Below are 23,550 nucleotides of genomic sequence, written 5' to 3' on the forward strand. Positions count from 1 at the left end.
CGTAGAGAACCTCCATCTTCCAACCCAGGGCCCTTCTTCACGCCCATGTCCCAGAGTCGGCCCCAGTTCAGTGCGCACCTACACCCTCAACTGCGAAGAGCCAGTAATGAATCAAGTTGCAGAGGCCGAGTCACTCGACGACTCCCGGCGCGCCGTCCGCATGGCCAAGATCGTGGACAAGCTCAAAGGAGATTCATCTAAGCGCTTCCTCGAACAAACGTCAGAAGATGCGATTGATATTGTGGCCGCGAGGCACTGGGAGGCCTGAGGTCACACGGTGCTGCCGATTCGCCTGCAGATGACTGCATCCACCGAATGAGTCCGTGCCGCCCGGCGCTGAGGGCGGCACGGACTAGCCTCAATCTTCACCGTGCCGGGTCTGACACGAGTTGGTTCAGGTGGCCGGATTTCGGGACAGACATGGCTGTGGCGAGGCGTTTCCCTCTCCCGTACTGCTCGCTTATCCGGCCCCGCTGACCGCCAGCGCAGGGTGGGACCTACACTTCCAGCGAGGTCACCGACGGCAGGATGATCACATTGTCGTCGACAGTCCCGGCGACGGAGCGACGCTGAGCTACAGCCCCGACAGCAGGGTCGCCCTGCTGGAAGACGCCGTCGGCCCGTGCACGTACGCGTTCATGGACGTCGACGGCGCCTCGACGCGTGGGAGGAGTGGCGCAGGACGTACGAAGAGCGGGCGGAGGCCCTGGCCCAGGGGCTGGCGATCGAGCAGATCGCGGGCCTGATGCTGATCAGGAGCCACGAGCGCTTCCCCGAGGCCGGCCTCACCGATACCGAGCCGACCTACTCTGCGAACGACCAGCTTCGCAACGTGCTGAACGCCGGTTCCAACAACGTGAACGCCAACGTCGCCTGGGAACAACCAGATGCAGGCGTGCGTGGAGTTCCGCGCCGACGAGGGCCGGTCGTACGTACCGGTGAACTTCAGCTCCGACCCGCGCGCGACCGCCGAGTCCGTCGTCACCTACAACCGTGCGGCGGGGTCGGCTCGGCGTAGGACCAGGCCAAGATCGACCTGCTGCGCCCGGACAACGGCTACGGGGGCGTCATCTGCACCGATTGGGGCGTCACCATGGCGACCAGCACCCGAACGTGCGGTTCGGCATGGCCTGGGGCATGGAGGACCTCACGGTCGCCGAACGCCTTGCGTGATCCTCGAGGCCGGCGTCGACCTGTTCGGCGGGAACACAACAAGGTGCCGGTGCTCGAGGCCTACGACATGTGGGCGGCCGAGCATGACAACGGCAGCGCGGACGCGCGCTTCCGGGCCTCGGCCGAGCGGATCCTGAAGATGTTCTTCGCCCCCGGCCTGTACGAGAACCCGTACCTAGACCTGGGCGCCTCGCAGTCGATCGTCACCTCGGATGACAAGGTCACCGCCGGCTACCAGGCCCAGCTCGACTCAATCGTCATGCTGAAGAACGAGGACAGGACCATCAAGAAGCTGCCGCTGGCGGCGTGGAAGAACAAGACGGTCTACATCCCCTCCAGCAAGGCGACCAGCTTCGCCGGACCGTGGAGCGGCGCCGAGACCACCAGCGGCCCGACCCTGTCGGTCGAGGTGGCGAAGAAGTACTTCAAGGAGGTACGCACCGACACCGAGGTCAAGGACGCCGACGGCAACGTGGTCGGCTTCCAGGCGACCGACCTGAAGGGCGTCGACCTGGTGCTGGTCGGGATGCGCAGCCCCGACAACGGCACCAACTTCAGCAAGGCCGGCATGATCGAGAACGCCCCACGGCACCAAGACGTTCTACCCGCTGTCGCTGCAGTACCGGCCCTACACCGCCGACGGCGACAACGTCCGCCAGACCTCCATCGCCGGTAACGACCTTCAGGCTGCTACCTCCGCGCCCTCAGCGCGTCGCCACTCGGGACGCCGCTCAGGTCAAAGTGAAGAGTCCTTCTCGAAGTGCTGAGCGGATGCTCGACATCTGACCAACAATCACCGGATCATGCAGCAGGCCCAGAGGCCCGAGCAGTTCGATTCGGTCAGTGCCCGAGGGGTCGCCTTCACCGGTGACGCCGATGCCCCGGCCGGTCCCGTCCTGGCTCAGGCCCGACGAAGGGCCGCGAAGGCGCCGAGCAGGTCCCGTGCGGTGCCGTCGACGTCGGTGAGCTTCGACAGCCCGAACAGGCCGATCCGGACGGCCCGATAGTCCGGCCGCTCGCCGAGCTGCAGGGGGACGCCGTTCGACACCCGGATGCCAGTACCGCCGGTGTCGCCCGTGGCCAAGGCGTCGTCGGCGTACACCACCACGACGCTCGGGCTCTCGAAGCCTGGGGCGGCGACCGACGGGTAGCCGAGGTCAGCAAGGCCGCCGCGCACCCGGGTGCCGAGCTCCCACTGGCGCGCCCGGGCGGTGTCGAAGCCGAGGTCGCGCACCGCCGCCATCATGCGGGAGTTGGCGATGATCGTGTCGGTCGGCAATGTCGCGTGGTAGGCGACCTTCATCGCGCGGCCGCTGTCGGCGACGCGGGTCCAGTAGGCCAGGTCGAGGGCGAACGAACTCGTCGGCGCCAGCCCGGCCTTCACTGCGTCCGTCATCATCACCATGGCCCCGCACGGCGTTCCGCTCCAGGTCTTCTGCGGGGCGGAGATGACGACGTCGGCCCCGACCGTGGGCATGTCGACGAACAGCGGGCCGGCGGCGATGGCGTCCACCACCAGGAGTCCGCCGACCGCGTGCGTGGCCTCGGCGACGCGGGTGAGGTAGTCGTCGGGAAGCAGCATGCCTGCCGACGTCTCGACCTGGGGCACGAACACGACCTCGGAGCGCTGCTCGGTGATCGCGGCGACCACCTCGTCGACCGGCGGCGGAGCGAAGGGGGCGGTGGGAGCGTCCTCGACCTGGCGGGCCTTGAGGACACGCACCTCGCGGGCGATCTGCGCCGCGTCGAGGATCGCCGACCACCGGAACGAGAAGAGCCCGTTGCGTACGACCAGGCAGCGCTTACCAGGGGCGAGTTGGCGCGCCACTGACTCCATGCCCCCGGTGCCCGTGCCCGGCACGAACGTCGCCGAGCCGGCCCGGTACGCCTCCTGGGCGATCTCGAGCGTCAGCTTGAATGCCTCCATGAACTCTGGCGCCGCGTGGTGCGTGGCGTGCGCGGTGTAGACGACAGAGAACTCGGTGTGCGGCATCGGTGGCGTCCCTTCGGTGGCGTACCCCCGAATCTAGGCGGCAAGGGCCCGGGGGGCCAGCGGCGCGCGGCGCGGACATGAATGGGTTCGGGGGCCGCGCAACCTCCAGCCGCCAAGGCCGTCGACGCGCTCAACAACGCCGTGGCCCCACGCACCGAGGTGGCCGGCACGTCTACCGCCACAGGACGCGCAAGGAGCCGTTCCAGACCGTCTTCTGGACCGCCGTCGTCACCAACTGCGCGCTCCTGGCTGGATAGCCCTTGGCGCGCCCTCCAGCTCTGAGCACGGCCGGGGCACCGACGTCGCCGCTCAGGCAGCCGGGAAGGTCCGTACGAGCCGCCTGTGCAGGGCCGCGATCGCGGGCTCGTCCAACGGCCCCGAGGCGACGAACGTCTGGGCCATCTTCTTCGGCCACACCACGTCGCCACGGCCTGGAGTTGGACTGGAATCCCGACCGGCCACGTCCGGAGGCCGGAGCACGGCCGATGGAGCATGAACGTCTTGCACGGCTCATTCGCACCTTCATGTCCCATGTCAAGGCGAATTCGCTGAGCCGCGAGGCGCTCGCCGCGCGGCTCAGCGACAAGCCCAGTCCACGGACGCGGATGTTCCTCCAGCTCTACTGGCAGGTCCACGACCGCTGGGAGCAGGACCTCCGGGCGGCCGACGCCATCGACTTCGACGACATGCTCCTCCAAGCGGCCGATCTGCTCGAGCGAGACCCGGGACTGAGCAGCCATGGCCTGATCCTCGTCGACGAATTCCAGGACACCAGCCAGTCGCGGGGGCGACTCGTCCGAGCCCTGTGTCAGGGACCGGAGAAGTATCTCCTCGCTGTCGGGGACGATTGGCAGGCGATCAACCGCTTCGCCGGCGCTGACATCACCGCCATGACGCAGTTCGAGCAGATGTTCGGGCCCGCAGAAACCCTCTATCTGCCGACCACCTTCCGGAATCCGCAGACCATCGCGGACATTGCTGGCAGGTTCGTGAGCCGCAACCCGGCCCAGATCCCCAAGCACGTCGTCGCGCAGCGCCGGGAGGCCTCCTCGCAGCCCGACGACCTGCCGCCGGTCACTATCATCCGGGTCGATGCGCCCGAAGCACTGCGGCCAGCCATCGAGCGACATCTCACCTACCTGGCGGAAAGAGCGCCTCGGAGCACCGTCGACGTCCTCGGCCGCTACAGGGGTGACAAGACGCTTCTCCCCAGCCGTCGCTTCAGCGGCCTGAATGTCACCTTCCGGACCATCCATGCCGCGAAAGGGCTCGAGGCGGACTACGTCATCCTCCCGAACCTCACCACGGGAACCTACGGCTTCCCCAGCCAGATCCAGGATGACCCCGTCCTCGAACTCGTCCTCGCCGGCGATGACGGCTTCCCCCATTCGGAAGAGCGACGCCTCTTCTACGTCGCCCTGACACGGGCTCGCCGCGCCGTCACGATCTTCACCGTCGCCGGTGCCGAGTCACCCTTCGTCGTCGAGCTCCTCGACGATCCCAACGTCGTTGTGCAGGACGGCGCTCGTACGCCCACGAGGGTCCGGACCTGTCCTGGATGCGGCCAGGGCACTCTCGTCCTCCGCACCGGCCCCTACGGTCAGTTCCTCGGCTGCAGCCGCTTCCCCGCCTGCGAGCACAAAGTCAGACTCGAGAATGGGACGGCTACCAGAGGGGCGCCCGCACCCCGTTCGTGATTGGTCCCCAACGCTGCCGTCCCCCTGAACCGGGGGCTGACGTGGGCCGACAAGCCGGCAGCCAGACTTCAGTCGTGGCCTTGGCCTCTCTGGAGGTCTCAGGGTGCTCGCGAGGGAATTCGCCATCGGCAGCCACCCTTGGCTGCTCAAGCTGCACGGTGACGTTGCCCATCCGGCGACCATCGTCCTGACGACCGAGAAGTACGGGTGTCTGGAGAAACCCCGGGAGCGCAGGGTTCGGCGCGGTTACTGACCTGCTCCGCGTGCTGGGCTATCGGGATCCCGTCCCGGGGCGATGACCACGAGCCCAGCTGCTCGAGCCGCCTCCGCCATCCGGGCGTCGTACGTCACCAGACAGTCGACGCCCGTCCCGATCGCTGACGCCAGGTGCAGGGCATCCAAGGAACGCAGGTGTTCACCCGGGAGGAGTCCGGCCTGGAGAAACACTGTCGGTGTCACCTCGTAGAGGTCGATGCGGTCCAGGAGGTCGGTGACCTGCCGCTGCGAGAGTTCCGGGGTGCGGTGTGCGGCCCGCCGCATCTCGGTCTCCAGTAGATAGCAGGCCACCAGCGTCGGGTGTTCGGAGGTGATCGCCTGGATCAGGGCTTCCGATTCCTGTTCGGCCAGGACGAGCTTCAGGGCCGCCGAGGTGTCCAGGTACCACCGGCTCATCGTTCCTCGCGCAGGTCCGCCAGGATGTCGTCCGAGGACACCGAGGAGTGCACGAGTTCACTCACGGAGAACACCGGAGACCGGCGAGCTGGCCGGTATCCCGTCGCGGTGTCCCGGTAAGGGACAAGGCGCGCGACCGGTGCGCCTCGGCGCGTGACCGTGAACACCTCCCCCTGTTCGACCTCACGCAGCACCCGACCGCTCTCGTTCCGCATCTCGCGCTGGCTGATTGTCCTCATATCCTCCACTGTAGCCACGGCGTAGCACTTGAGTAGCCCTGCCCCAGCAAATCAAAGCAAGCGACCGCCGAGGTGATCCGGACGGCCCGGGCTCTGCTCACCATCCCGGCGACCCTCATTCAGCGTCCGGACAAGCGACGACCGGCCTGGCCGCGATGCCGCCCGCCAACAGGGGGCGCAAGCCGCCCGCACCGCCCCCCCGTCACGGCGCCATCATCGGCGCTGTCATTACCTGTCGGCCGGCCGACGGGCACCTTCCTTGCTCGCACGGAAGGCTCATCGGTGGACCCGAACGTGCATGGAGTCCATCATCGACAGCACAGGGACCCAGAACATCAGGAGCATCATGACCGAGTCATTGCGTGACCAGCTGATCGGTGCGTGGAAGCTCGTGTCCCACGTCGAGCGCCCCGTCGACGGCGGCGCCGACCGCTACCCGATGGGCGAGCATCCCCAGGGGATCATCCTGTACACCCCGGACGGCTACATGTCCGCCCAACTGATGACGCCCGGACGCCCCGCCTTCGCCTCCGGCGACTGGTTCGACGCCACCGACGAGGAGGTGCGGGCCGAAGCACCGGCCAGGTCGACACACTCAAGCTCTCCACCGCACATCCGATGCGCTCCGGCGGCGTGATGGTCACCTCCTACCTCACCTGGCGGCGCGCGGTCCCGCGCCAGCACTGAACCGACCCGGACGAGAGGACGCCACGTGTCATCCCACGAGCCGGTCGACACGACTCCGGAGGCCTCCGGCGCGCCGGCGGCCGGCGCCAAGCCCGGTCGCCCGCCCAGGCTCGAACCTTCCGATTGGGCGTACGCGCTGAAGCGTGCCCTGAAGGAGTTCTCGGCGGCCAGCGGTATCGACCTGTCGGCCATGCTGACGCATTTCACCGTGCTCTCGCTGGCCCCCGTCCTGCTGGCGATCTTTTCCGTCGTCTCCCTGATCCTGACCAGCAAGGCCGCCACGCTGACCTCGCTGGTGGCGGACCTGACGACGCTCTACGTGCCGGTCGACTACCAGCGCCCGGTTGCGGACCTCGTCACCATGATCACGGGCTCGGCGAGCGGCAGCGCGATCGCCCTGACCATCGCCGTCGCCACCGGGCTGTGGTCCTCGTTCGGCTACGTCACGGCATTCTCCCGGTGCATGAACACCATGTATGGCCGCGAGGAGGGGCGTGGCCTGCTCCGGCACACCGGCACGATGCTGCTGGTCTCGCTGGCCATGCTGGCCGGCGTCGTCCTCATCCTCGTCTCGCTCGCCCTGAACCAACCCATCGTCTCCGGGCTGCTGGGTCCGATCGCCGAGCCGCTGGGGCTGGGCAGGCTGCTCGACTTCCTGCTGACGACCTTCCTGCCTGTCTGGGCCTGGGCGAAGTGGGTGGTCGTTCTCGCGCTGATGACCACGCTCGTGACCCTGCTCTACTACTTCACCCCCAACGTCCGGCGTCCGAGGTTCACCTGGATCAGTCCCGGCTCAGTGATCGCCGTCCTGGGCATAGCGGTCGCCGGCCTTCTGCTGTGGACCTACTTGACCCGGTTCGCCCGCTACAGCCTGTACGGCGCCATCGGCGCGGTGATCGGCTTGGTGTTCGCCCTCTGGCTGGTCAACACCGTGCTGCTGGTGGGCGCCGAGGTGGACGCAGAGGTGGAGCGCGCCCGCGAGCTGGTCAGCGGGATCGCAGCGGAGGAGCACATCCAACTGCCCCCACGAAGTACCGTCCGGGTCGCGAAGATGCAGGAGTCCCGAGATCGGCTGGCGTCGACAGGTCGCGAGCGGCGCCTCTCCCGCACTGAGCAACGGGTCCACCGACGGTAGGCAGTCCTCACGGACGTCCGTCGACTACTGACCGGGCGGTAGGGAGCTCGTCCGGGGCTGGTGACAGAACGTTGGCTGACCTACGTTGGTTCGATCAACGGAAGTCCGACCGCTTGAATCGGAGAAGGACCTATGAGCAATTTCGATGTCACGGTGAGGCGCACCATCCACGCGCCTGCCGACCGGGTCTGGGCCACTCTCACCGACCCCGTGCTGGTCTCGAAGTGGATGCTGGGGACCACCGTGTCGAGCACCTGGACGAAGGGTGCATCCGTCACCTGGACCGGTGAGTACCAAGGCAAGACGTACACCGACAAGGGCGAGGTGGTCGAGGTCGAGGAGAACAAGCGCCTTGTCCACACCCATTTCAGCGGCCTGTCCGGGGCCGAGGACAAGCCCGAGAACTACCACCGGTTGGATTGGAAGCTGTCCGGTGACGGCGACACCACGACGCTGACACTCGTCCAGTCCGGCGCTCACTCGAAGGAGGAGGCGGACCAGTTCAAGCAGAACTGGGACGCCATGCTGGACGGGTTCCGCGACACCGCGCAGGCTTGATGCCGGCTGGTTCGCCGAGACTCCGGCGCGGATATGCCACAGAAGGTATGGCCAACCGGACCGAGCCATGTGCCGCAACATCCCCCAACTCCACATCTCCGAGCCGCCGACCACCGAGGACGGGGTGCGTGCCGCGGCCATCCGGTTCGTCCGGAAGGTCAGCGGGGCCCTCCATCACGCTCCGGCGGTTCCGCTCAGTTCTGCGGCGTCATGAAGCTGCTGAAGAACTAGCTCCTCGTAGGCGCGTCCAGCGGCAAGACCTGTGAGACGTACTGGTCGGGACGGACCACGAGGAGGGCGCCGAGGCCGCGGCCGAGTTCAGATGTCCTCGTCCACCGCGCGCCGCCAGTCGCCGAGTGAGCGAAGGATGTCAGCGGGGCGAGTTGATGTCCGGCGCGAAGCGAAACCGCAGCCGCACGCTGTCGTCGTACGGGACCACGATCGTCGACGCATCAGGCGACCAGTTGTCGGGGACCAGGTACAGGCGACCGCCGCCGTAGACCAGGAGGCGCAGCCCGAAGTACCGATAGTGATACTTCGTGGTCGTGGCCGACCCACCCTGGGCAGGGTCGTCGACGGGCAGTTGCTGCAGGCTGATCGCGTTGTTCCCGGGCGACAGTCGCTCCTGCGTGTCGAGGACCACAGCCGGCAGTGTCGAGAAGTCGGCCGCGAGGGCCCGTGCCTGTCCGAGGCCCCACCATTGCGCAACGGTGGCTGCCGTCCAGAACGTTCCGGCGACGAGCACCAGGACCAGCAGCACCACGAGGGTGCGGCCCTCCCGCGCCCCGCTGAGCGTGCGAGCGATCGCGGCAGCGTACGCGGCCAGTCCGGCTCCCACGGCGAGGACGAGCGGCGTGACGAACGGGTAGAACGGCCATGTCCCCAGCACGGGGAAGAGGAAGGCCAGGGTCAGGCCCGCCAGGAGAAGGATCGCCCCCGCCACGCCGATCACGGTGACGACCCGGTGCTGCCGAGGCGCGGCGGCGGAGCGGAGACGGCGACGCAGCAGCCGGTGCGCCATGCTGAGCGCGGCCGCGAGCAGCAGCAGGATCATCACCGGCACGAACAACGCACCCGGGCTGCGCATGACGAACTCGCGCGGGCTGAGCCCCAGCAGGTCGACGTCCACCCCGAAGTAGCGGAAGTACTCCCGCGAGGACACGTACCCGAAGTAGAACAGCAGCGAGGTGATCAGGGTGAGCGGCGCGACGAACGACGTGATGAACCCCATCACCCGTTCGAACCCCGGCCCCTGCCCGGCGCCATCAGGCGTCGGCTCCGCCTCCCTTGCGGACACTGCGGCCGTGTCGGGCACGGGGCCTGTTGCGGACACGTCGTCGGCGTCGGAGGGGGAAGCCGGGAGGGACGAGCGATCAGGCATGGTCACCCCCCGGTTGTCGCACTGCCGATGGACGAGGCACCGGACGAGCCGCTCGTGGACCGACTCCCCGCGGACGGACTCCCCGCGGACCCATCCCCCGTGCCTGTCGAGTCGTCCGACGGTGTCGTCACGACGATGGGCGGACCGGGAGTGACCTTGCGGGCCGCCACCTGGTTGCACACGGCGGCCGTGGGGCAGGTGAGGGTGCCCACGAACGTGATCGTGGTGCCGTCCTTGAAGCCGGATGTCGGCCGAAGGACCATGCTGCAGAAGACAGCGTCCTTGTCACTGGACCTGAAGGTGAGGCCGAGGCACGTACGGTCGGCGCCCTTGGTCCCGCAGACGCCCGGCTGGACGCCAAGTCCGGTGGACGGTTTGGTGACCGCCTTGTCAAAGCGGAAGGTGACACCCGCGGGGATGTCTCCGCCCCAGAAGACGGCGATCGTGTCGCACCACGTGCCCTTCCCGGTCACCTCGACGCCCTGATCCCCGTACGCCGGGCCGCCGAAGGACGCCACCGGCCCGGTGCGGACACGCGACTGCTTGGGATCTTGAGGGCCGTCCGGCGCGGTGGATCCCCCGACACCCGAGCTTGTGGCGCTGGGGCTCGCGGACTGCCCACCACTGGAGGGCGAGGACGGGGTCGGCGCTGACGTCGAGGCGTCCTGCCCGGCCGGACCCGCGGAGGGGCCGCGCTGCGCGCATCCCGTCAGCACCATGGCGAGAACGGCCATGAGAGTGACCAGAGTCACACCACATCCACGTGAAGTCATCGCGGACCTCCACATCCTCGCGCTGCGAAGACTTACCGGAGAGGTATTCGTTCTCAGAAACAACATACGCTTCCCGCGAACGGGCCACCAGAGTGCTGATTCTGCGCCGCAACTGATCATCCTGACTGCTCGACCGCCGTGGACGGTCCCAACCGCTCGGCCACGCATCACGTCGTGCGCCTCGGGCTCGATGCAGTCTGGCGACCACCGCGACATGGCGTCCATGATGGAGACCGCACCACCTCCCCTCGAGGCAGGAGACCGACATGTCAGAGATCTCGACGCGCACCCTGCGGGTGCCGGGCGCCACGCTCACCTACGACGTCCGCGGCGCGCTGCCGACGACCAGCCGCCCTCCGCTGCTGATGATCGGCCAACCGATGGGGGCCGCTGGGTTCGCCACCCTCGCGTCGCACTTCCCGGAGCGGACCGTGGTCACCTACGACCCGCGCGGCCTGGGACGCAGCACACGCGACGACGGGCACACGGAGAACGACCCCGTCGTACAGGCCGAAGATCTGCATGCCCTCATCGGCGCCCTCGGCTCGGGAGCGGTCGAGGTGTTCGCCAGCAGCGGCGGGGCGGTCACTGGTCTGGCCCTGGTCACTGCGCACCCCGACGATGTCGCCACCCTGGTCGCCCACGAGCCCCCGCTGCTGACCGTGCTCCCCGATGCCGACCGCGCCTTCGCGGCGGAGCAGGCGTTCCAGCAGACCTACCACGCCAAGGGCTTCGGCGCCGGCATGACGCACTTCATCGCGATGAGCATGTGGCGAGGCGAGTTCACCGACGCGTACGCCGCCCAGCCTGCTCCCGACCCCGCCTCGTTCGGCATGCCTGCCGACGACGACGGCCGGCGCGACGACCCGCTGCTGTCCGGTGTCTCCAACCCCGTGACCCGCTACCGGCCGGACATCAACGCCCTCCGATCGGCACCCACCCGCCTGGTCATCGCCGCCGGCGTCCAGTCCGCCGACACCCTGACCGGACGTACGGCGGCCGCCCTCGCCGAAATGCTGGGTCTACCGCTGACGATCTTCCCCAGCCACCACGGCGGATTCCTGGGCGGCGAGCACGGCCAGGGCGGGGAGCCCGAGGCCTTCGCCGCGAAACTTCACGAGGTCCTCGACACCGCCTGACACCTATCCTGGGGCCATGTGCCGCAACATCCACCAGCTCCACAACTTCGAGCCGCCGGCCACCGACGACGAGGTCCGGGCCGCGGCCATCCAGTTCGTCCGCAAGGTCAGCGGGTCGACGAAGCCCTCGCACGCCAATGAGGAAGCGTTCGACCGCGCCGTCGACGAGATCGCCGAGGCCACCCAACGGCTCCTCGATGCGCTGGTGACCACCGCGCCGCCGAAGAACCGTGAAGTCGAGGCCGAGAAGGCCAAGGAGCGGGGCCGCCAGCGTTTCGGCATCCCGGCCTGACCCCGGGCCCCGCCTGACCCCAGGCCCCGCCTGACCCCAGGCCCCGCGTAACCCCGGGCCCCACGGGCCGACCCGGGACTACGCTCAACCCATGTCCGGACAGGATGCGTACGTCACTCCCCTCGCCGATGCCGGATCGATCGCCTCGGCCGGCGGCAAGGGGGCCAATCTGGGCGAACTGATGCGGGCCGGGTTTCCCGTCCCCGACGGGTTCGTCATCACCACCGAGGCGTACGACAGCTTCGTCGCCGACAACGACCTCACCGACCGCGCAGCTGCCCTCGCCGGGACGGGCGACACCGCCGCGATCGCCGCCCTGTTCGACGACGCCACGCTCCCGCCGGAGCTGGCCGCGGCGATCACCACCGCGTATGCCGCGCTCGGCCAAGGTTCAGTGGCCGTACGCTCCTCCGCCACCGCCGAGGACCTGCCCGGCGCGAGCTTCGCGGGCCAGCAGGAGACCTACCTCAACATCAGCGGCGCGGACGAGGTCCTGGCCGCGGTCCGCCGCTGTTGGGCGTCGCTGTGGACGCCGCGGGCAGTGGCCTACCGCGCCCACCGTTCCGGCGATGACCAGGGCCCGCTCAGCATCGCCGTCGTCGTCCAGCGACTCGTCCCGGCGGACGTGTCCGGTGTCCTGTTCACCGCCAACCCCGCCACCGGACGCCGCGACGAGACCGTCATCACCGCTGCCTGGGGGCTCGGCGAGTCGGTCGTCGGCGGACGCGTGGAGCCCGACGAGTACGTAGTCCGCAATGGCGCAGACGGCGCAGACGGCGCAGACGGCCCCAAGGTGACCGTCCGGGTCGGCGACAAGCAGGTGATGACCGTGCAGACCGACGCCGGTTCGGACGAGGTCGCCACCCCCACCGCACGTCGCCACGAACAGACCCTCACCGACGGCCAGTCGCGGGAGCTCGCCGCCCTGGGAACCCGAGTCGCCGAGCACTTCGGCGTTCCGCAGGACATCGAATGGGTGCTGCACGACGGGACCTTCCAGCTGGTGCAGGCCCGCCCGATCACCGCGCTGCCCGAACCGACCGGCGACGTGCCGAGCGAGTGGCCGGTCCCCCGCCACGGCAGCCTCTACTTCCGGGCGAGCATCGTCGAACAGATGCCCGACCCGCTCAGCCCGCTGTTCGCCGACCTCGTCCGGACCGCGGTCCCCCGGGGGCTCAGCAGCCTGCTCGGCGAACTGTCGCCGCGCGTCGCCGAACTCGACGTCGATTTCCCGACCATCAACGGGTACGCCTTCTACGACTACAGCCGCCGCGCCTTCGGGGCGATGATGTCGCTCAGCCCGGCGCTGATGCGGGTGATCGGTGAGAAGGGATTCGTCCTCAACCGGTGGCGCGATCGGGAGCTGCCGCGCTACCGGCACGCCGTCGCTGCCTGGGCCGACCGTGATCCGGCCGCCCTTCCCGCCGCCGAACTGGTCCGCGGCGCCCAGGAACTGGTCGACGCCGGCTGTCTGTACTACACGACGGTGCAGACCATCATTCCCGTCGCGTCCATGGCCGAGATGACCTGGACGGGCCTCTACGACCGCGCGCTGCGCCGTCCCGGCGACGCCGCCGCAACCGACTACCTGCTCGGCTTCGACTCCACCCCCATGACGGTGGAGAAGTCACTGGCCACGCTCGCCGCGTGGTGCCGTGAGGACGCCGCGCTCACGGCGGCACTGCTCGCCCCGGAGACGGATCCGCTGGGCACTACTCCCCCGGCCGGGATCGACGCCGACGTGTGGTCGCAGTGGCGTACGCGGCTGGACGGGCATCTGGCCGCGTACGGGCACACCACGTACAACCTCGACATCATGAACCCGGTCCCGGCCGACGACCCGACACCGGTCCTGCAGGCCCTGCGCTACCAGTTGGGCGGCACGGCGACGGACCCGTTCGAGCGCCAGCAGCGGCATGCGGACGAACGCGAACGCCTCACCCGGGAGCTGTTCCGACGCCTCGATCCGGTCCGTGGGGCCCTCGCTCGCCGCAGCCTGACCTCCGCCCAACACTGGGCACCGGTCCGGGAGGACGCGCTCGCCGCGATGGGGCTCGCCTGGCCGGTCATCCGGCTCCTCGTACGCGAGGCCGGGCGACGGTTGATGGAGGCGGGTGCCCTGGCAGTGCCGGACGACGTCTTCTGGCTCACCCTCGCCGAACTGGTCGACCTCGGCATCCGCGCGGACGCCGGCGAGACCCTGCCGCGTCGCGTCGAGGCGATCGCCACCCGCCGGGCCACCTGGCGCGGGCAGGCGCTGGCCACTCCGCCGCAGTACCTGCCGGAGAGCCGCGCGATGAAGGCGTGGGAGAGCTTCCTGCCCGCCCGCGAACAGGAAGAAGGGCCGGTCCTCAAGGGCACCACCGGCTCGGGTGGCCGCGTCACCGGTCACGCCCGGGTGCTGAAGGGGCCGGCGGACTTCGCGTCGTTCGTGCCCGGCGAGATCCTGGTGGCCTCGATCACCACCCCCGCGTACACGCCGCTCTTCGCCCAGGCCGCGGCCGTGGTGACCGACGTCGGCGGCGTGCTGAGCCATGGGTCGATCGTGGCGCGCGAGTTCGGCATCCCGGCCGTCCTCGGCACCGGAGCGGCCACCAAGCGCATCGCCACCGGCGATCTGATCACCGTGGACGGAATCGCCGGCCACGTGCTGCTGGAGGGGGCTTCAGCGCCGCAGCCGGACACGCGTCGGTCAAGGACGCCGATGGTCGCCGCGACAGTGGCGGCGATCGGGGTGACGGTGATCGGGGCCCTGGTGGTCAGATCGCGGCGACAGCGGTGAGTCGAGCGACCATCAACAGGCCCCCGAGCCTGGGGTCACGTATCCAGAGCGTCAACCCGCGTTACGCTGAACCTTCCAGAACCTCGGAAGGTGCGGGGTGCCCGCTTCACTGCGTGGGGCGGGGGCTCGCCCGCCCCCCGGCGTCCCCGTGACAAACCCGAGCCAGCCGACCGAGCATGTCCTGCAACGGTTCCATAGGACTGCCCTATGACGTCCCTGGTTGAGGTACCAACCTGAGCCACGGGTCGAAGGGCTGGACCCCCACGGCTCGAACCGTCACGATGAACCCATGCCGACCCCTGCGGAAGCCCGCGCCCGCGTAGCGGGGCTCTTCGACACCCTCGCCCCGGTCTACGACCAGGGGCCGGTGCCCTGGTTCACCCCGATGGGCGCCCGGCTCGTCGAGCTGATCCAGCCGACTGCCGGCGAGCATGTCCTCGACATCGGGGCCGGACGCGGAGCCGTCACGTTCCCGCTGTGCGAGGCGGTCGGCCCGACAGGCCGCGTGACGGCCGTGGATCTCTCCCCCGCCATGGTCTCCCACCTCACCGCAGACGCGGCACAGCGGGGGGTGACGAATCTCGAGATCCGCCAGGGCACTGCCGGCCCCAACCAGCTAGGCGCCTCCTCGTACGACCTGGTCACCGCCTCGATGGTGCTGTTCTTCGACCCGACGCCCGAGGCGACGCTGGCGGACTGGGCCGAGCTCCTCCGCCCGGGCGGGCGGATAGGACTGACGACCTTCGGCGGTCAGGATGCCGCGTGGCGGGCCGCCGAGCTGCTGCTGGTCGCGTACGCCCCGGACATCCCGGACCCCCGGACCAATGCGTCCCGCCCACCCTTCACGACCATCGAGACCATGACGTCTCTGCTTTCCGGCTGCGGCCTGGTCGACGTCGAGAGCCATGACGAACCCCTCGAGATCGTCCTGCCGGATGTTCGGGCCTGGCGACAGTGGTCGATGAGCCTGGGCCTGCGCCAGTTCTGGGACGTGGTGCCCGCAGCCGAACAGGACGACCTCCTGGCCCGGATCGGCGAGGTCCTCGAAGCCGACCGCGGCCCGGACGGACAGCTCCACCTGACCCAGCAGGTGCGCTACACCACGGGGCGGGCGGTCTGAGCTCTCAGTCGAGGCGCTGGGCGAGCGCCACGATGATGCCCTCGGGGCCACGGACGTAGGCCATGGACCAGACGCCCTCGTACTCGCCGATCCCCCCGACCAGCCCGTAACCGCGCCCCTGCGCCCACTGGACGGTCGCCGGCAGATCCTCCACCTCGAAGGCCACGCTGCGCAGGCCCAGCTCGTTGGCCGGTGCGGCGGGCGAGCCGGGCAGGTGATCCGGTCGGGAGAAGCTCGACAGTTCCAGCGAGGTGCCGCCCCCGGGCGGTCGCAGCATCACGATCTCGGTCCGCGAGCTGGGGATACCGATCACCGTGTCGATGAACTCGCCCTCGACGAACGTCCGGCCCTCGATCTCCAGGCCCAGTCCGACGAAGAACTCCACGGTGCTGTCGAGATCCGCCACCGTGATCCCGACATGATCGAAGCGAAGAATGGCGCCCACGGCCCCCATGCTTGCATGACCCTCTCGGGCTCGGGAAGCTCAGGCCTCGAGCTTCTTCACGATGCGTTGCACGGTCAGCCAGGTGCGGGTGGTGATGTCCTTGCCATAGGTCCGGTCCAGCCAGCTCATGAAGTCGGGGGTCGTGCCGGGGGTGCTGTTGTCGCCGACGGCCAGGAATGCGCGCGCCGCCCGGTCGTACGCCACGATCCGTGCCTGCGGGTCGGCCTGTTCCGGGAGTCGCTCCGGTGCCATGGCACCGTCCTTGAGGAACGTCGCCGTCAGGTAGGTGCCCCGGCCGTGCGTCAGCCCGGGAAAAGGATCGCTGTCGAGCAGCGTACGCAGTTCGGCGTGCTCGCGGATGATCGTCACGCCGGCGATGCCGAGCCGATCGTTGAGCGCTTGCTGGATCCGCTGCTCGAGCGCCGGCACGTCGGAGGCGCTCGTCCGGAAGACGATGTTGCCGCTGGCCAGCACCGAGCCCACCTGCTCGAACCGGAGCGACTCGAACACGCCCCGCAGCTTGTCGTTGGTCATGTTCGGCAGACTCGGCGCGATCCCCCGCAGCAGCGCGACGTAGCGGTACATGACGGTGAGCGTACGACCGATCGGTCAGGTCATGTCGCCGGTGCGCAGGGGACCCGCCGGCCCATAGCGCAGCAGCACCGCCCCGTTCTCGGACGCGATCGGTGGGGCGAGAAGGCGGAGGGTCGCGGGCGACGCACCGTCGGGGAACACCTTCTTGCCCTGCCCGATCACGATCGGATAGACCCACAGCGCCAGCACGTCGTACGCCTCCGCACTCAGCAGCGTGTGGACCAGGTCGACGCTGCCGATCACGTGGATGTCCTCGTGCCGATCACGCAGGGCAGCGACCGCGGCGGCGGCATCCGGTCCAAGCTGTGTCGTGCCGGGCCAGTCGAGGACGGGCGTGCCGCGCGAGGCGACGTACTTCGGGATCTGGTCGAACTTGCGGCCGATCGCGCCCTCCTCGTCGCCCTCGGTGTGCTGAGGCCAGTAGGCAGCGAAAATGTCGTACGTCCGGCGGCCGAGCACCAGTGCGTCCATGGCGTCGATGCCTTCGCCGATCACCCTGCCGACGGTCTCGTCAATCAGTGGCGCCTGCCAGCCGCCGTACGGGAAGCCGCTCGAGGTGTCCTCGTCGGGGCCTCCCGGCGCCTGCGCGACGCCGTCGAGAGTGGTGAACAGGTCGATCGTGATGCGTCCGGCCATGGCCGGCTCCTTCCAGAGGGGGTCACGCGGCAGGGCAGCGCATCCGAGGATGGCTACCCAGGCACCACCACCGTCCAAGCAGCACGGTGGCTTGTCAAGGCTCCGACGGACGTTCGACCCGTCGCAGTTCAGGAACGCGACGATCAGCGCAGGTTGACATCTCCTCCCTCGGATGCGACGCTTACTTCAGCATTCGCAGACATGTGACCGGTAATGCGGGCAGGATCTGATGGTTGCACCACACACGTGGTGTTTCCCTCAGGTCCTTTTTTTGTTGCCCGGAAACGGCCGCGTCCGTGCGACCAAAGGAGGTCCCACCATGGATTACACGAAAACCGCCACAGAGATCCTCGCCGCCGTCGGTGGCAAGGGGAACATCACCCATGTCGAGCATTGTTCGACCCGCTTGCGCTTCACGCTCGCCGACACGAGCAAGGCGGACCGTCCGCGCCTCACGGCTGTGCCGGGAGTGATGGGAGTCGTCGGTGACCAGCCCCAGGTGGTTGTCGGCAACGACGTTGTTGAGGTGCACGAGGCACTCGACAGGATCCTGGGCACCGGCGGGCGCCCGGCGTCCGGCCCGACGGACAAGTCCGCAGCCAAGCCGCGCTGGGGTGCGCAGGTGCTGGACTTCATCGTCGGCGTGTTCCAGCCGCTCATCCCGGCCATTGCGGGAGCCGGCGTCCTGAAGTCGTTGATGCTGCTGGCGACGATGTTCGGCCTGTCCAAGACGGACCCCACCTTCACGTCGCTTGTCGCGATCAGTGATGCGGTGTTCTTCTACCTGCCGCTGATGGTCGCCGTCACCACAGCCATGAAGCTGAACTCCAATCGGCTGGTCGCCATGGCAGCGGCGTCCGTCATGGTGCTTCCGTCGATGACGGCAGCGATTGCCAAGGGCACCTCGGTGTTCGGGATTCCGATTCCCAACATCACCTATTCCTCGCAGGTATTCCCAGCCATTCTCTGCGTGCTGCTGCTGGCGACCCTGGAGCGAGTCCTGACGAAGGTCACCCCCAAGCCGATCCGGATCTTCTTCGTCCCCATGGTGGCGCTGCTGATCACCGTCCCGGCAACGCTGCTGTTCCTGGGCCCGCTCGGCTTCTGGGCCGGCACGTACTTCACCCAAGGGGTGCTCTGGATCTACCACACCCTCGGCTGGGTCGCGTTCCCGCTCCTTGCGGTTGCCCTGCCGTTCATCATCTCGATCGGCATGCACAAGGCCTTCATCCCCTACGTCGTGAACCAGCTCAGCACCGCCAAGTCCGAGATGTTGTACAACCCGGCCTCTCTCGCCCACAACATCGCCGAGGCGGGTTCGAGCTTCGGCGTGGCCCTTCGAACGAAGGACACCGAGATGCGGTCGACCGCCGTCTCGGCCGGGATCTCGGCCTTGTTCGGCATCACCGAACCGTCCCTCTACGGCATCACGATCCAGAACAAGCGCGCCCTGTGGAGCGTCCTCTCCGGCGCCGCGGCAGGTGCGACGTGGCTCGGAGTCACCCACGTGTCCTCCTACGTGGCCGTCGGCCCGGGCCTGGCCAGCATGTCGATGTTCATCAACGCGGATGACCCGCGGAACATCGTCAATGCGATCGTCGGCGCAGGCATCGCCTTCGCCACCGCCTTCGTCGTCTCCCTGTTCCTCTGGAACGACGCGGTTTCAGTGACGCTCCGGGCCCGCGGCGCCGCCCCGCTCAAGGACGTCGCGCCGGGTGATGTGCTCAGCCCTGTCGACGGCGAGGTCGTTGCCCTGTCCGACGTGCCCGACAAGGTCTTCGCCGGCGGAGTCGTCGGCCAGGGATTCGCCCTTCGCCCCGCATCCGGTGAGTTCCGCAGCCCGATCGCAGGCCGTGTGACCATGCTGTTCGACACTCACCACGCCATTGGCCTGACCTCGGACGACGGGGTCGAACTACTCCTCCATGTCGGTCTGGACACCGTACGACTGGGCGGCAAGCATTTCACGATGCACGTCAGCAAGGACGATCGCGTCGACGCCGGGCAGTTGCTGCTGTCGGCTGACCTCGCCGCGATCGAGGCGGCCGGCTACGACACCACCACGCCACTGGTCGTGACCAACGCCAGGAAGTTCGACATCTCGGGGTTGACGACCGGGATGATGACCAAGCATGGCGACCCGCTGTTCCACGTCGAGAAGAAGGGGTCCTCCGATGCCGTCGTTTCCTGACGCATTCCTGTGGGGCGGCGCCATCGCCGCCAACCAGTGCGAAGGTGCCTGGGATGTCGATGGGCGCGGTCCCTCCGTCGCGGACGTCGCCATGTATCGGCCCGCCCTTTCCAACACCGAGTACGCGGCCCACCACGCCGTGACGTTGGCCGGCATCGCCGAAGCAATGGCGACCAGCGACACCACGTACTACCCGAAGCGGCGCGGCATCGACTTCTACCACCGCTGGCCCGCAGATCTGGACCTCTTCGCGGAGCTCGGCTTCACAGTGCTGCGGGTCTCCATCGCCTGGAGCCGGTTGTACCCCACCGGATTCGAACGCGAACCGAATCCCGCGGGTGTCCGCTTCTACCGGCACCTGTTCGAGGGCATGCGCGACCGTGGGATCAAGCCCCTGGTCACGCTCTCCCACTACGAGATGCCGCTCGAGCTCGCCACCCGGTTGAACGGCTGGGCGGACCGGCAGGTGATCGAGCTGTTCGTACGATTCGCGAAGACCTGTTTCAGCGAGTACGGCGACCTCGTGGAACTGTGGCTGAGCTTCAACGAGATCGACTCCGTGATGCGCCATCCGTTCACGTCAGGCGGGCTGATCGCCGAGTTGTGCCCGGATGGTCTGGAGGCGGCGTGCTATCGCGCCGCGCACCACCAGTTCGTGGCGTCCGCGCTCGCCACCGGTGCGCTGCGCGAGCTCGTCCCGGGCGGGCAGATGGGGTGCATGCTCACCAAGCTGACCACCTACCCCCGCACCTGCCACCCGGACGATGTGGCAGCGACGCTGGCCAAGAACCTGCACAACCACTTCTTCGCCGACGTCCAGGCGTTCGGGGAGTACCCGGCCATCGAACTGGCGTCACTGAAGCGCCGCGGGATCCAGATCCCCTGGCAGGACGGGGACCGCGAGGTCCTCAAGGACAACACGGTGGACTTCGTCTCGTTCAGTTACTACCAGTCGGCGACCGAGTCGGTGGATCCGGACGCGGAGCGCACGCCGGGTAACACGATCGTCGGAGTGAAGAACCCGTATCTACCCAGCAGCGAATGGGGCTGGCAGATCGACCCGGTGGGTCTGCGCATCTCGCTCATCGAGCTCTATGACCGTTACCGCAAGCCCCTGTTCATCGTGGAGAACGGGCTCGGGTACGCCGACGTCGTCCAGCCGGACGGGACGATCCACGATCCCTACCGCGTGGATTACTTCCGGGCCCACTTCGAGCAGATGGCCTTGGCGATCGAGGCCGGAGTGGACCTGATGGGCTACACTTGCTGGGCTCCCATCGATCTCGTCAGTGCCTCCTCATCCCAGATGTCCAAGCGCTACGGATTCATCTACGTCGACCAGGACGACCTCGGCAACGGCACTCTCGAGCGGTCGAGGAAGGACTCCTTCACGTGGCTGCAAGGGGTCATCGCCAGCAACGGCCGAGACCTCGCCAGCTCCTGAGCCGGACCACGGACATGCCACAACCGCAACGCATCACCAAGGTGCTCAACTCCAGCGTCGTCCTCGTCAGCGATGACGCCGGCCGAGAGTCCATCCTGCTCGGACGCGGCATCGGTTACGGACGCAAGACCGGCGAGATGATCGACAAGGAGGTCGTCGACCGGGTGTTCCTCCCGGTCGACGACCCCGACTCCCGGGCGCTCGTCGACCTCCTGGGCTCGATCTCGGCCGCGTACGTCCTCCTCGCCAGGGACATCATCGCGGCCGCGCAGGCGGCCCTCCAGGTGGAACTGCACCCACACCTGCTGCTCGCGCTGACCGACCACCTGCACTTCGCGGCCGAGCGCCACAAGCAGGGCATGAGGGTGGTCAACCGTCTGACCTGGGAGATGCGCACCTACTACCCCGACGAATATCGTGTCGGCACCGAAGTCCTGCGAACCGTCAACGAACGACTCGGCCTCGACCTCCCCGAGGACGAGGCGACGAACATCGCCTTCCACCTGGTCAACGCGAGAAACGACCCTCACTCGGCCTTCGATGCCCTCAGAGCCGCGACCCTCATCTCCGAACTGGTCGCGATCGTCTCCTACCGCTCGGGGCGCTCGCTCGCACCCACCGACCTCGACCAGCGGCGATTCGTCGTCCACCTCCAGTTCTTCGCCGACAGGCTGTTCACGGGCCGACTTCTCGATTCCGACGAAGGCTTCCTGTACGACCAGATCCGTACGAAGTACCCCGAGGCCATCGAGACTGCCCATCAGATGCGCCGGCACGTGCAGACCCAGTACGGCCTCGAATTGCCCGACGAAGAAGTCGGTTACCTCGGTCTCCACATCCAGCGTCTCCTCAGCAAGACGACAGCCGGGTGAGATCGGAGAGAGTGGGCGGCTGATAACGGTCGCTCGTGCGCGCCTTACCTGTCACCAGAGGCGCCCCCCACGCCCGTCAGCAACCAGTCCAGCGCCTCGCCGGTCGTCCAGCCGTCCGGATGCAGGCGCTGCAGCACCTTGGCGCCCTCGAGGTCCTGGCCCAAGGTGACCGCCGCCGGTTCGGCGTAACCGTCCTTGCGCAACTGGCCCAGCCCGACGTCCGCGAACAGGGCGTTGCACAGGCACTTGCGTCCCACGGTGTCGCCCTCCTGGCCGCCCTTCTTCACGTACATGTCCACCCGGTCGGCGGGGCACCGGTAGACCACCGACCCATCGGGTCGTTCGGCAGGGACCCGCAGGTAGCCGAGGTCACAGATCCGCTCGCGCGCACCGTAGACGTCGGGTTGCGACAGCGTCCCCTCGACCGGCGCCACCTTGAACGGGAAGCCGGTGGGTGAGGCCAAGGGGTCGTTGCGTACGGACAGGGTGTCGTCCGCCAGGTCGTCCAAGAGCTGCTGACGAAGGTCCGGACGCAGACCTGACTCGGCAGCCAGCGCGAACAGGGAGCCCACCTGCACTCCGGCCGCTCCCACCGCGAGCGCTTCGGCGACCCTCTCGGGGGTGCTGCAACCGCCGGCGAGCCAGAACGGGAGGCCGGTCTGGGCGACCTTCGCCAGGTCTGCTTCGTCCTTGGCCCCATAGACCGGGTCGCCGAGGGCGTCGAGACTCATCCTGCCGCGCGGCGGCGCACTGTGACCGCCGGCCCGCGGCCCCTCGACGACGAATCCGTCCGGACGGATCTCCTCATCGCGGGCCAGGTAGCTGGCCAGCACGTGCAGGGACACGATCGCCAGGCACGCCGGGCGCTTGAGCGGCGGCAGGTCGTCGCCGAGGTAGGTGACCGGGTCGAGCGAGGCGCGGTGGACCCGGGTGGCTCCGGTCACCTCGATGGTCAGGTGTCCGGCCCGACCGGCGGCGAAGTCGTTCAGCAGCCTCGGCGTCTCGCGAGGTACCCCGGCTCCCATCAGCACGTAGTCGACACCCGCGAGCATCGCGCCCAGGGTGGCCGAGGCGGTGGCCGTCTGGACCTTCTCCAGCAAGTTGATGCCGACGAGTCCGTCATGCCCCTCCTTGGCCAGCCAGACCTCGGCGAAGTTGCCGACGAGGCTGAGTTCGATGGCCTCGCGGCTCGGGGAGATGGTCAACCTCGAATGCGGACGGTACGGCCGGCCCTCGGGGCGGCCTCCCTCGAGGAAATAGCGGTCGAGGACCCGTTGGGCCATCGCGGGCGACGGGAACGCCTCGAGCGCGCGCCGCAGGTGTCCGCCCGGGTCGCCGTCCTGGAGCCTTCGGGCCAGGACCCCGTCCAGGGCGGTGCCGGAGACCACGCCCAGATGTCCACGCCGGGACACCTCCCGCGCCAAGCGCCAGGAGGACACGGCGATCCCCATGCCGCCCTGGATGATGATGGGTCGAGTGGGGGGTGTCACGAGGTCTCCAAGGATCGGAATATACCTACGGTAACGTAAGTTGCCGACGATCCCGAATCCCTGGCGAGCCATCACCCACGTCGGGCCGAGGTGACGAGATCTCACTCCGCAGGCCTGGTCGACGGACGGTCAGCGCTGGGGTGTGATGCAGACTGCACCGTTCACCACGTGCCGCGATGCATGTAATATCAATCGAGAATCAATCACCGTTAGCTTCCCCGTACAGCCCCCGACCCC

26 protein-coding genes are annotated in these 23,550 nt (G+C 68.3%); 16 read left to right on the plus strand and 10 right to left on the minus strand.

The features are described 5' to 3' along the window. Positions 1-70 precede the first annotated feature (70 nt). The 3 genes from Rai3103_RS01770 to Rai3103_RS01780 all read left to right on the plus strand — a co-directional run bounded on the left by Rai3103_RS01770 (position 71) and on the right by Rai3103_RS01780 (position 1,849). On the plus strand, positions 71-268 hold the full coding sequence (locus tag Rai3103_RS01770) for a regulator of G-protein signaling domain-containing protein (RefSeq protein WP_153571143.1): 198 nt from the start codon (positions 71-73) through the stop codon (positions 266-268). 354 nt (positions 269-622) lie between these two features. After that, the gene (locus Rai3103_RS01775; protein ID WP_153571144.1) at positions 623-1,018 is read left to right on the plus strand and encodes a hypothetical protein; all 396 of its coding nucleotides are present in this window, start codon (positions 623-625) and stop codon (positions 1,016-1,018) included. Between the two features lie 204 nt (positions 1,019-1,222). Beyond that, on the plus strand, positions 1,223-1,849 hold the full coding sequence (locus Rai3103_RS01780) for a glycoside hydrolase family 3 protein (RefSeq protein ID WP_153571145.1): 627 nt from the start codon (positions 1,223-1,225) through the stop codon (positions 1,847-1,849). A 225-nt stretch (positions 1,850-2,074) separates the two neighbouring features. On the opposite strand, the gene Rai3103_RS01785 is transcribed toward Rai3103_RS01780, so the two are convergent. Continuing rightward, positions 2,075-3,166, minus strand: coding sequence for a pyridoxal-phosphate-dependent aminotransferase family protein (locus Rai3103_RS01785; RefSeq protein WP_153571146.1), 1,092 nt, complete (start codon positions 3,164-3,166; stop codon positions 2,075-2,077). A gap of 485 nt (positions 3,167-3,651) precedes the next feature. Here Rai3103_RS01785 and Rai3103_RS01790 point away from each other — a divergent pair, with 485 nt between their 5' ends. Both Rai3103_RS01790 and Rai3103_RS01795 read left to right on the plus strand, forming a co-directional pair. Then, on the plus strand, positions 3,652-4,863 hold the full coding sequence (locus Rai3103_RS01790) for a UvrD-helicase domain-containing protein (protein WP_153571147.1): 1,212 nt from the start codon (positions 3,652-3,654) through the stop codon (positions 4,861-4,863). Between the two features lie 103 nt (positions 4,864-4,966). Beyond that, positions 4,967-5,116 carry an SIR2 family protein gene (locus tag Rai3103_RS01795; RefSeq protein WP_153571148.1) on the plus strand — a complete coding sequence of 50 codons (150 nt, stop codon included), beginning with the start codon at positions 4,967-4,969 and terminating at the stop codon, positions 5,114-5,116. On the opposite strand, the gene Rai3103_RS01800 is transcribed toward Rai3103_RS01795, so the two are convergent. Beyond that, positions 5,110-5,535, minus strand: coding sequence for a type II toxin-antitoxin system VapC family toxin (locus Rai3103_RS01800; RefSeq protein WP_153571149.1), 426 nt, complete (start codon positions 5,533-5,535; stop codon positions 5,110-5,112). The two genes, Rai3103_RS01795 and Rai3103_RS01800, sit on opposite strands and share 7 nt — an antisense overlap. Then, positions 5,532-5,774 (minus strand): type II toxin-antitoxin system Phd/YefM family antitoxin, encoded by a 243-nt coding sequence (locus Rai3103_RS01805; protein WP_153571150.1) that lies wholly within the window; start codon positions 5,772-5,774, stop codon positions 5,532-5,534. The genes Rai3103_RS01800 and Rai3103_RS01805 overlap by 4 nt, the downstream gene beginning before the upstream one ends. A gap of 346 nt (positions 5,775-6,120) precedes the next feature. On the opposite strand from Rai3103_RS01805, the gene Rai3103_RS01810 reads away from it, so the two are divergent. The 4 genes from Rai3103_RS01810 (at position 6,121) to Rai3103_RS01825 (ending at position 8,368) form a co-directional block, all read left to right on the plus strand. Then, a complete protein-coding gene (locus Rai3103_RS01810; protein WP_228489079.1) occupies positions 6,121-6,411 on the plus strand; it encodes a lipocalin-like domain-containing protein in 291 nt (96 codons plus the stop codon). A gap of 75 nt (positions 6,412-6,486) precedes the next feature. Next, positions 6,487-7,596 carry a YihY/virulence factor BrkB family protein gene (locus tag Rai3103_RS01815; RefSeq protein WP_153571151.1) on the plus strand — a complete coding sequence of 370 codons (1,110 nt, stop codon included), beginning with the start codon at positions 6,487-6,489 and terminating at the stop codon, positions 7,594-7,596. A 132-nt stretch (positions 7,597-7,728) separates the two neighbouring features. Beyond that, positions 7,729-8,154 (plus strand): SRPBCC family protein, encoded by a 426-nt coding sequence (locus Rai3103_RS01820; RefSeq protein WP_153571152.1) that lies wholly within the window; start codon positions 7,729-7,731, stop codon positions 8,152-8,154. A gap of 67 nt (positions 8,155-8,221) precedes the next feature. Next, positions 8,222-8,368, plus strand: coding sequence for a DUF2277 family protein (locus tag Rai3103_RS01825; protein WP_153571153.1), 147 nt, complete (start codon positions 8,222-8,224; stop codon positions 8,366-8,368). A gap of 13 nt (positions 8,369-8,381) precedes the next feature. On the opposite strand, the gene Rai3103_RS19165 is transcribed toward Rai3103_RS01825, so the two are convergent. The 3 genes from Rai3103_RS19165 to Rai3103_RS01835 all read right to left on the minus strand — a co-directional run bounded on the left by Rai3103_RS19165 (position 8,382) and on the right by Rai3103_RS01835 (position 10,287). Next, positions 8,382-8,528 carry a hypothetical protein gene (locus tag Rai3103_RS19165; RefSeq protein ID WP_479685345.1) on the minus strand — a complete coding sequence of 49 codons (147 nt, stop codon included), beginning with the start codon at positions 8,526-8,528 and terminating at the stop codon, positions 8,382-8,384. Continuing rightward, entirely contained in the window at positions 8,525-9,388 is an 864-nt protein-coding gene (locus Rai3103_RS01830; protein WP_194793226.1) for a hypothetical protein, read from the minus strand. Before Rai3103_RS01830 ends, Rai3103_RS19165 begins: the two co-directional genes overlap by 4 nt. Before the next feature lie 149 nt (positions 9,389-9,537). Beyond that, on the minus strand, positions 9,538-10,287 hold the full coding sequence (locus Rai3103_RS01835; protein ID WP_153571155.1) for a hypothetical protein: 750 nt from the start codon (positions 10,285-10,287) through the stop codon (positions 9,538-9,540). A gap of 287 nt (positions 10,288-10,574) precedes the next feature. Here Rai3103_RS01835 and Rai3103_RS01840 point away from each other — a divergent pair, with 287 nt between their 5' ends. From Rai3103_RS01840 to Rai3103_RS01855, 4 genes are all read left to right on the plus strand, one after another. Beyond that, entirely contained in the window at positions 10,575-11,447 is an 873-nt protein-coding gene (locus Rai3103_RS01840; RefSeq protein WP_153571156.1) for an alpha/beta fold hydrolase, read from the plus strand. 16 nt (positions 11,448-11,463) lie between these two features. Continuing rightward, positions 11,464-11,739, plus strand: coding sequence for a DUF2277 domain-containing protein (locus Rai3103_RS01845; protein ID WP_153571157.1), 276 nt, complete (start codon positions 11,464-11,466; stop codon positions 11,737-11,739). A 91-nt stretch (positions 11,740-11,830) separates the two neighbouring features. Continuing rightward, positions 11,831-14,521 (plus strand): PEP/pyruvate-binding domain-containing protein, encoded by a 2,691-nt coding sequence (locus tag Rai3103_RS01850; protein ID WP_153571158.1) that lies wholly within the window; start codon positions 11,831-11,833, stop codon positions 14,519-14,521. Positions 14,522-14,810: 289 nt separating this feature from the next. After that, positions 14,811-15,641: a class I SAM-dependent methyltransferase gene (locus Rai3103_RS01855; protein ID WP_153571159.1), complete on the plus strand. Its 831-nt coding sequence runs from the start codon at positions 14,811-14,813 to the stop codon at positions 15,639-15,641. A gap of 4 nt (positions 15,642-15,645) precedes the next feature. On the opposite strand, the gene Rai3103_RS01860 is transcribed toward Rai3103_RS01855, so the two are convergent. The 3 genes from Rai3103_RS01860 to Rai3103_RS01870 are packed head-to-tail and all read right to left on the minus strand — an operon-like array spanning position 15,646 to position 17,316. After that, a complete protein-coding gene (locus tag Rai3103_RS01860; protein ID WP_153571160.1) occupies positions 15,646-16,086 on the minus strand; it encodes a VOC family protein in 441 nt (146 codons plus the stop codon). A gap of 39 nt (positions 16,087-16,125) precedes the next feature. After that, the gene (locus tag Rai3103_RS01865; protein ID WP_153571161.1) at positions 16,126-16,671 is read right to left on the minus strand and encodes a DUF1697 domain-containing protein; all 546 of its coding nucleotides are present in this window, start codon (positions 16,669-16,671) and stop codon (positions 16,126-16,128) included. A gap of 24 nt (positions 16,672-16,695) precedes the next feature. Continuing rightward, entirely contained in the window at positions 16,696-17,316 is a 621-nt protein-coding gene (locus tag Rai3103_RS01870) for a dihydrofolate reductase family protein (protein ID WP_153571162.1), read from the minus strand. Positions 17,317-17,545: 229 nt separating this feature from the next. Here Rai3103_RS01870 and Rai3103_RS01875 point away from each other — a divergent pair, with 229 nt between their 5' ends. From Rai3103_RS01875 to Rai3103_RS01885, 3 genes are read left to right on the plus strand one after another with little or no spacing between them, the layout of a single operon-like run. Beyond that, positions 17,546-19,507, plus strand: a complete 1,962-nt coding sequence (locus Rai3103_RS01875) for a beta-glucoside-specific PTS transporter subunit IIABC (RefSeq protein ID WP_228489080.1) — start codon at positions 17,546-17,548, stop codon at positions 19,505-19,507. After that, entirely contained in the window at positions 19,491-20,951 is a 1,461-nt protein-coding gene (locus tag Rai3103_RS01880; RefSeq protein ID WP_153571163.1) for a glycoside hydrolase family 1 protein, read from the plus strand. The genes Rai3103_RS01875 and Rai3103_RS01880 overlap by 17 nt, the downstream gene beginning before the upstream one ends. 14 nt (positions 20,952-20,965) lie before the next feature. Continuing rightward, positions 20,966-21,823, plus strand: a complete 858-nt coding sequence (locus tag Rai3103_RS01885; protein ID WP_153571164.1) for a PRD domain-containing protein — start codon at positions 20,966-20,968, stop codon at positions 21,821-21,823. 44 nt (positions 21,824-21,867) lie between these two features. On the opposite strand, the gene Rai3103_RS01890 is transcribed toward Rai3103_RS01885, so the two are convergent. Continuing rightward, positions 21,868-23,313: a nitronate monooxygenase gene (locus Rai3103_RS01890; RefSeq protein ID WP_228489081.1), complete on the minus strand. Its 1,446-nt coding sequence runs from the start codon at positions 23,311-23,313 to the stop codon at positions 21,868-21,870. Positions 23,314-23,550: the final 237 nt, after the last annotated feature.

This window comes from Raineyella fluvialis (assembly GCF_009646095.1).
Lineage (GTDB): Bacteria > Actinomycetota > Actinomycetes > Propionibacteriales > Propionibacteriaceae > Raineyella > Raineyella fluvialis.

What these genes read in the sequence shown, in the direction of transcription:
- Rai3103_RS01785 (WP_153571146.1), bottom strand. Translation starts at nt 3,166, where the DNA reads ATGCCGCACACCGAGTTCTCTGTCGTCTACACCGCGCACGCCACGCAC.
- Rai3103_RS01790 (WP_153571147.1), top strand. Translation starts at nt 3,652, where the DNA reads ATGGAGCATGAACGTCTTGCACGGCTCATTCGCACCTTCATGTCCCAT.
- Rai3103_RS01800 (WP_153571149.1), bottom strand. Translation starts at nt 5,535, where the DNA reads ATGAGCCGGTGGTACCTGGACACCTCGGCGGCCCTGAAGCTCGTCCTG.
- Rai3103_RS01805 (WP_153571150.1), bottom strand. Translation starts at nt 5,774, where the DNA reads ATGAGGACAATCAGCCAGCGCGAGATGCGGAACGAGAGCGGTCGGGTG.
- Rai3103_RS01810 (WP_228489079.1), top strand. Translation starts at nt 6,121, where the DNA reads ATGACCGAGTCATTGCGTGACCAGCTGATCGGTGCGTGGAAGCTCGTG.
- Rai3103_RS01820 (WP_153571152.1), top strand. Translation starts at nt 7,729, where the DNA reads ATGAGCAATTTCGATGTCACGGTGAGGCGCACCATCCACGCGCCTGCC.
- Rai3103_RS01825 (WP_153571153.1), top strand. Translation starts at nt 8,222, where the DNA reads ATGTGCCGCAACATCCCCCAACTCCACATCTCCGAGCCGCCGACCACC.
- Rai3103_RS01840 (WP_153571156.1), top strand. Translation starts at nt 10,575, where the DNA reads ATGTCAGAGATCTCGACGCGCACCCTGCGGGTGCCGGGCGCCACGCTC.
- Rai3103_RS01845 (WP_153571157.1), top strand. Translation starts at nt 11,464, where the DNA reads ATGTGCCGCAACATCCACCAGCTCCACAACTTCGAGCCGCCGGCCACC.
- Rai3103_RS01850 (WP_153571158.1), top strand. Translation starts at nt 11,831, where the DNA reads ATGTCCGGACAGGATGCGTACGTCACTCCCCTCGCCGATGCCGGATCG.
- Rai3103_RS01855 (WP_153571159.1), top strand. Translation starts at nt 14,811, where the DNA reads ATGCCGACCCCTGCGGAAGCCCGCGCCCGCGTAGCGGGGCTCTTCGAC.
- Rai3103_RS01865 (WP_153571161.1), bottom strand. Translation starts at nt 16,671, where the DNA reads ATGTACCGCTACGTCGCGCTGCTGCGGGGGATCGCGCCGAGTCTGCCG.
- Rai3103_RS01870 (WP_153571162.1), bottom strand. Translation starts at nt 17,316, where the DNA reads ATGGCCGGACGCATCACGATCGACCTGTTCACCACTCTCGACGGCGTC.
- Rai3103_RS01875 (WP_228489080.1), top strand. Translation starts at nt 17,546, where the DNA reads ATGGTTGCACCACACACGTGGTGTTTCCCTCAGGTCCTTTTTTTGTTG.
- Rai3103_RS01880 (WP_153571163.1), top strand. Translation starts at nt 19,491, where the DNA reads ATGCCGTCGTTTCCTGACGCATTCCTGTGGGGCGGCGCCATCGCCGCC.
- Rai3103_RS01885 (WP_153571164.1), top strand. Translation starts at nt 20,966, where the DNA reads ATGCCACAACCGCAACGCATCACCAAGGTGCTCAACTCCAGCGTCGTC.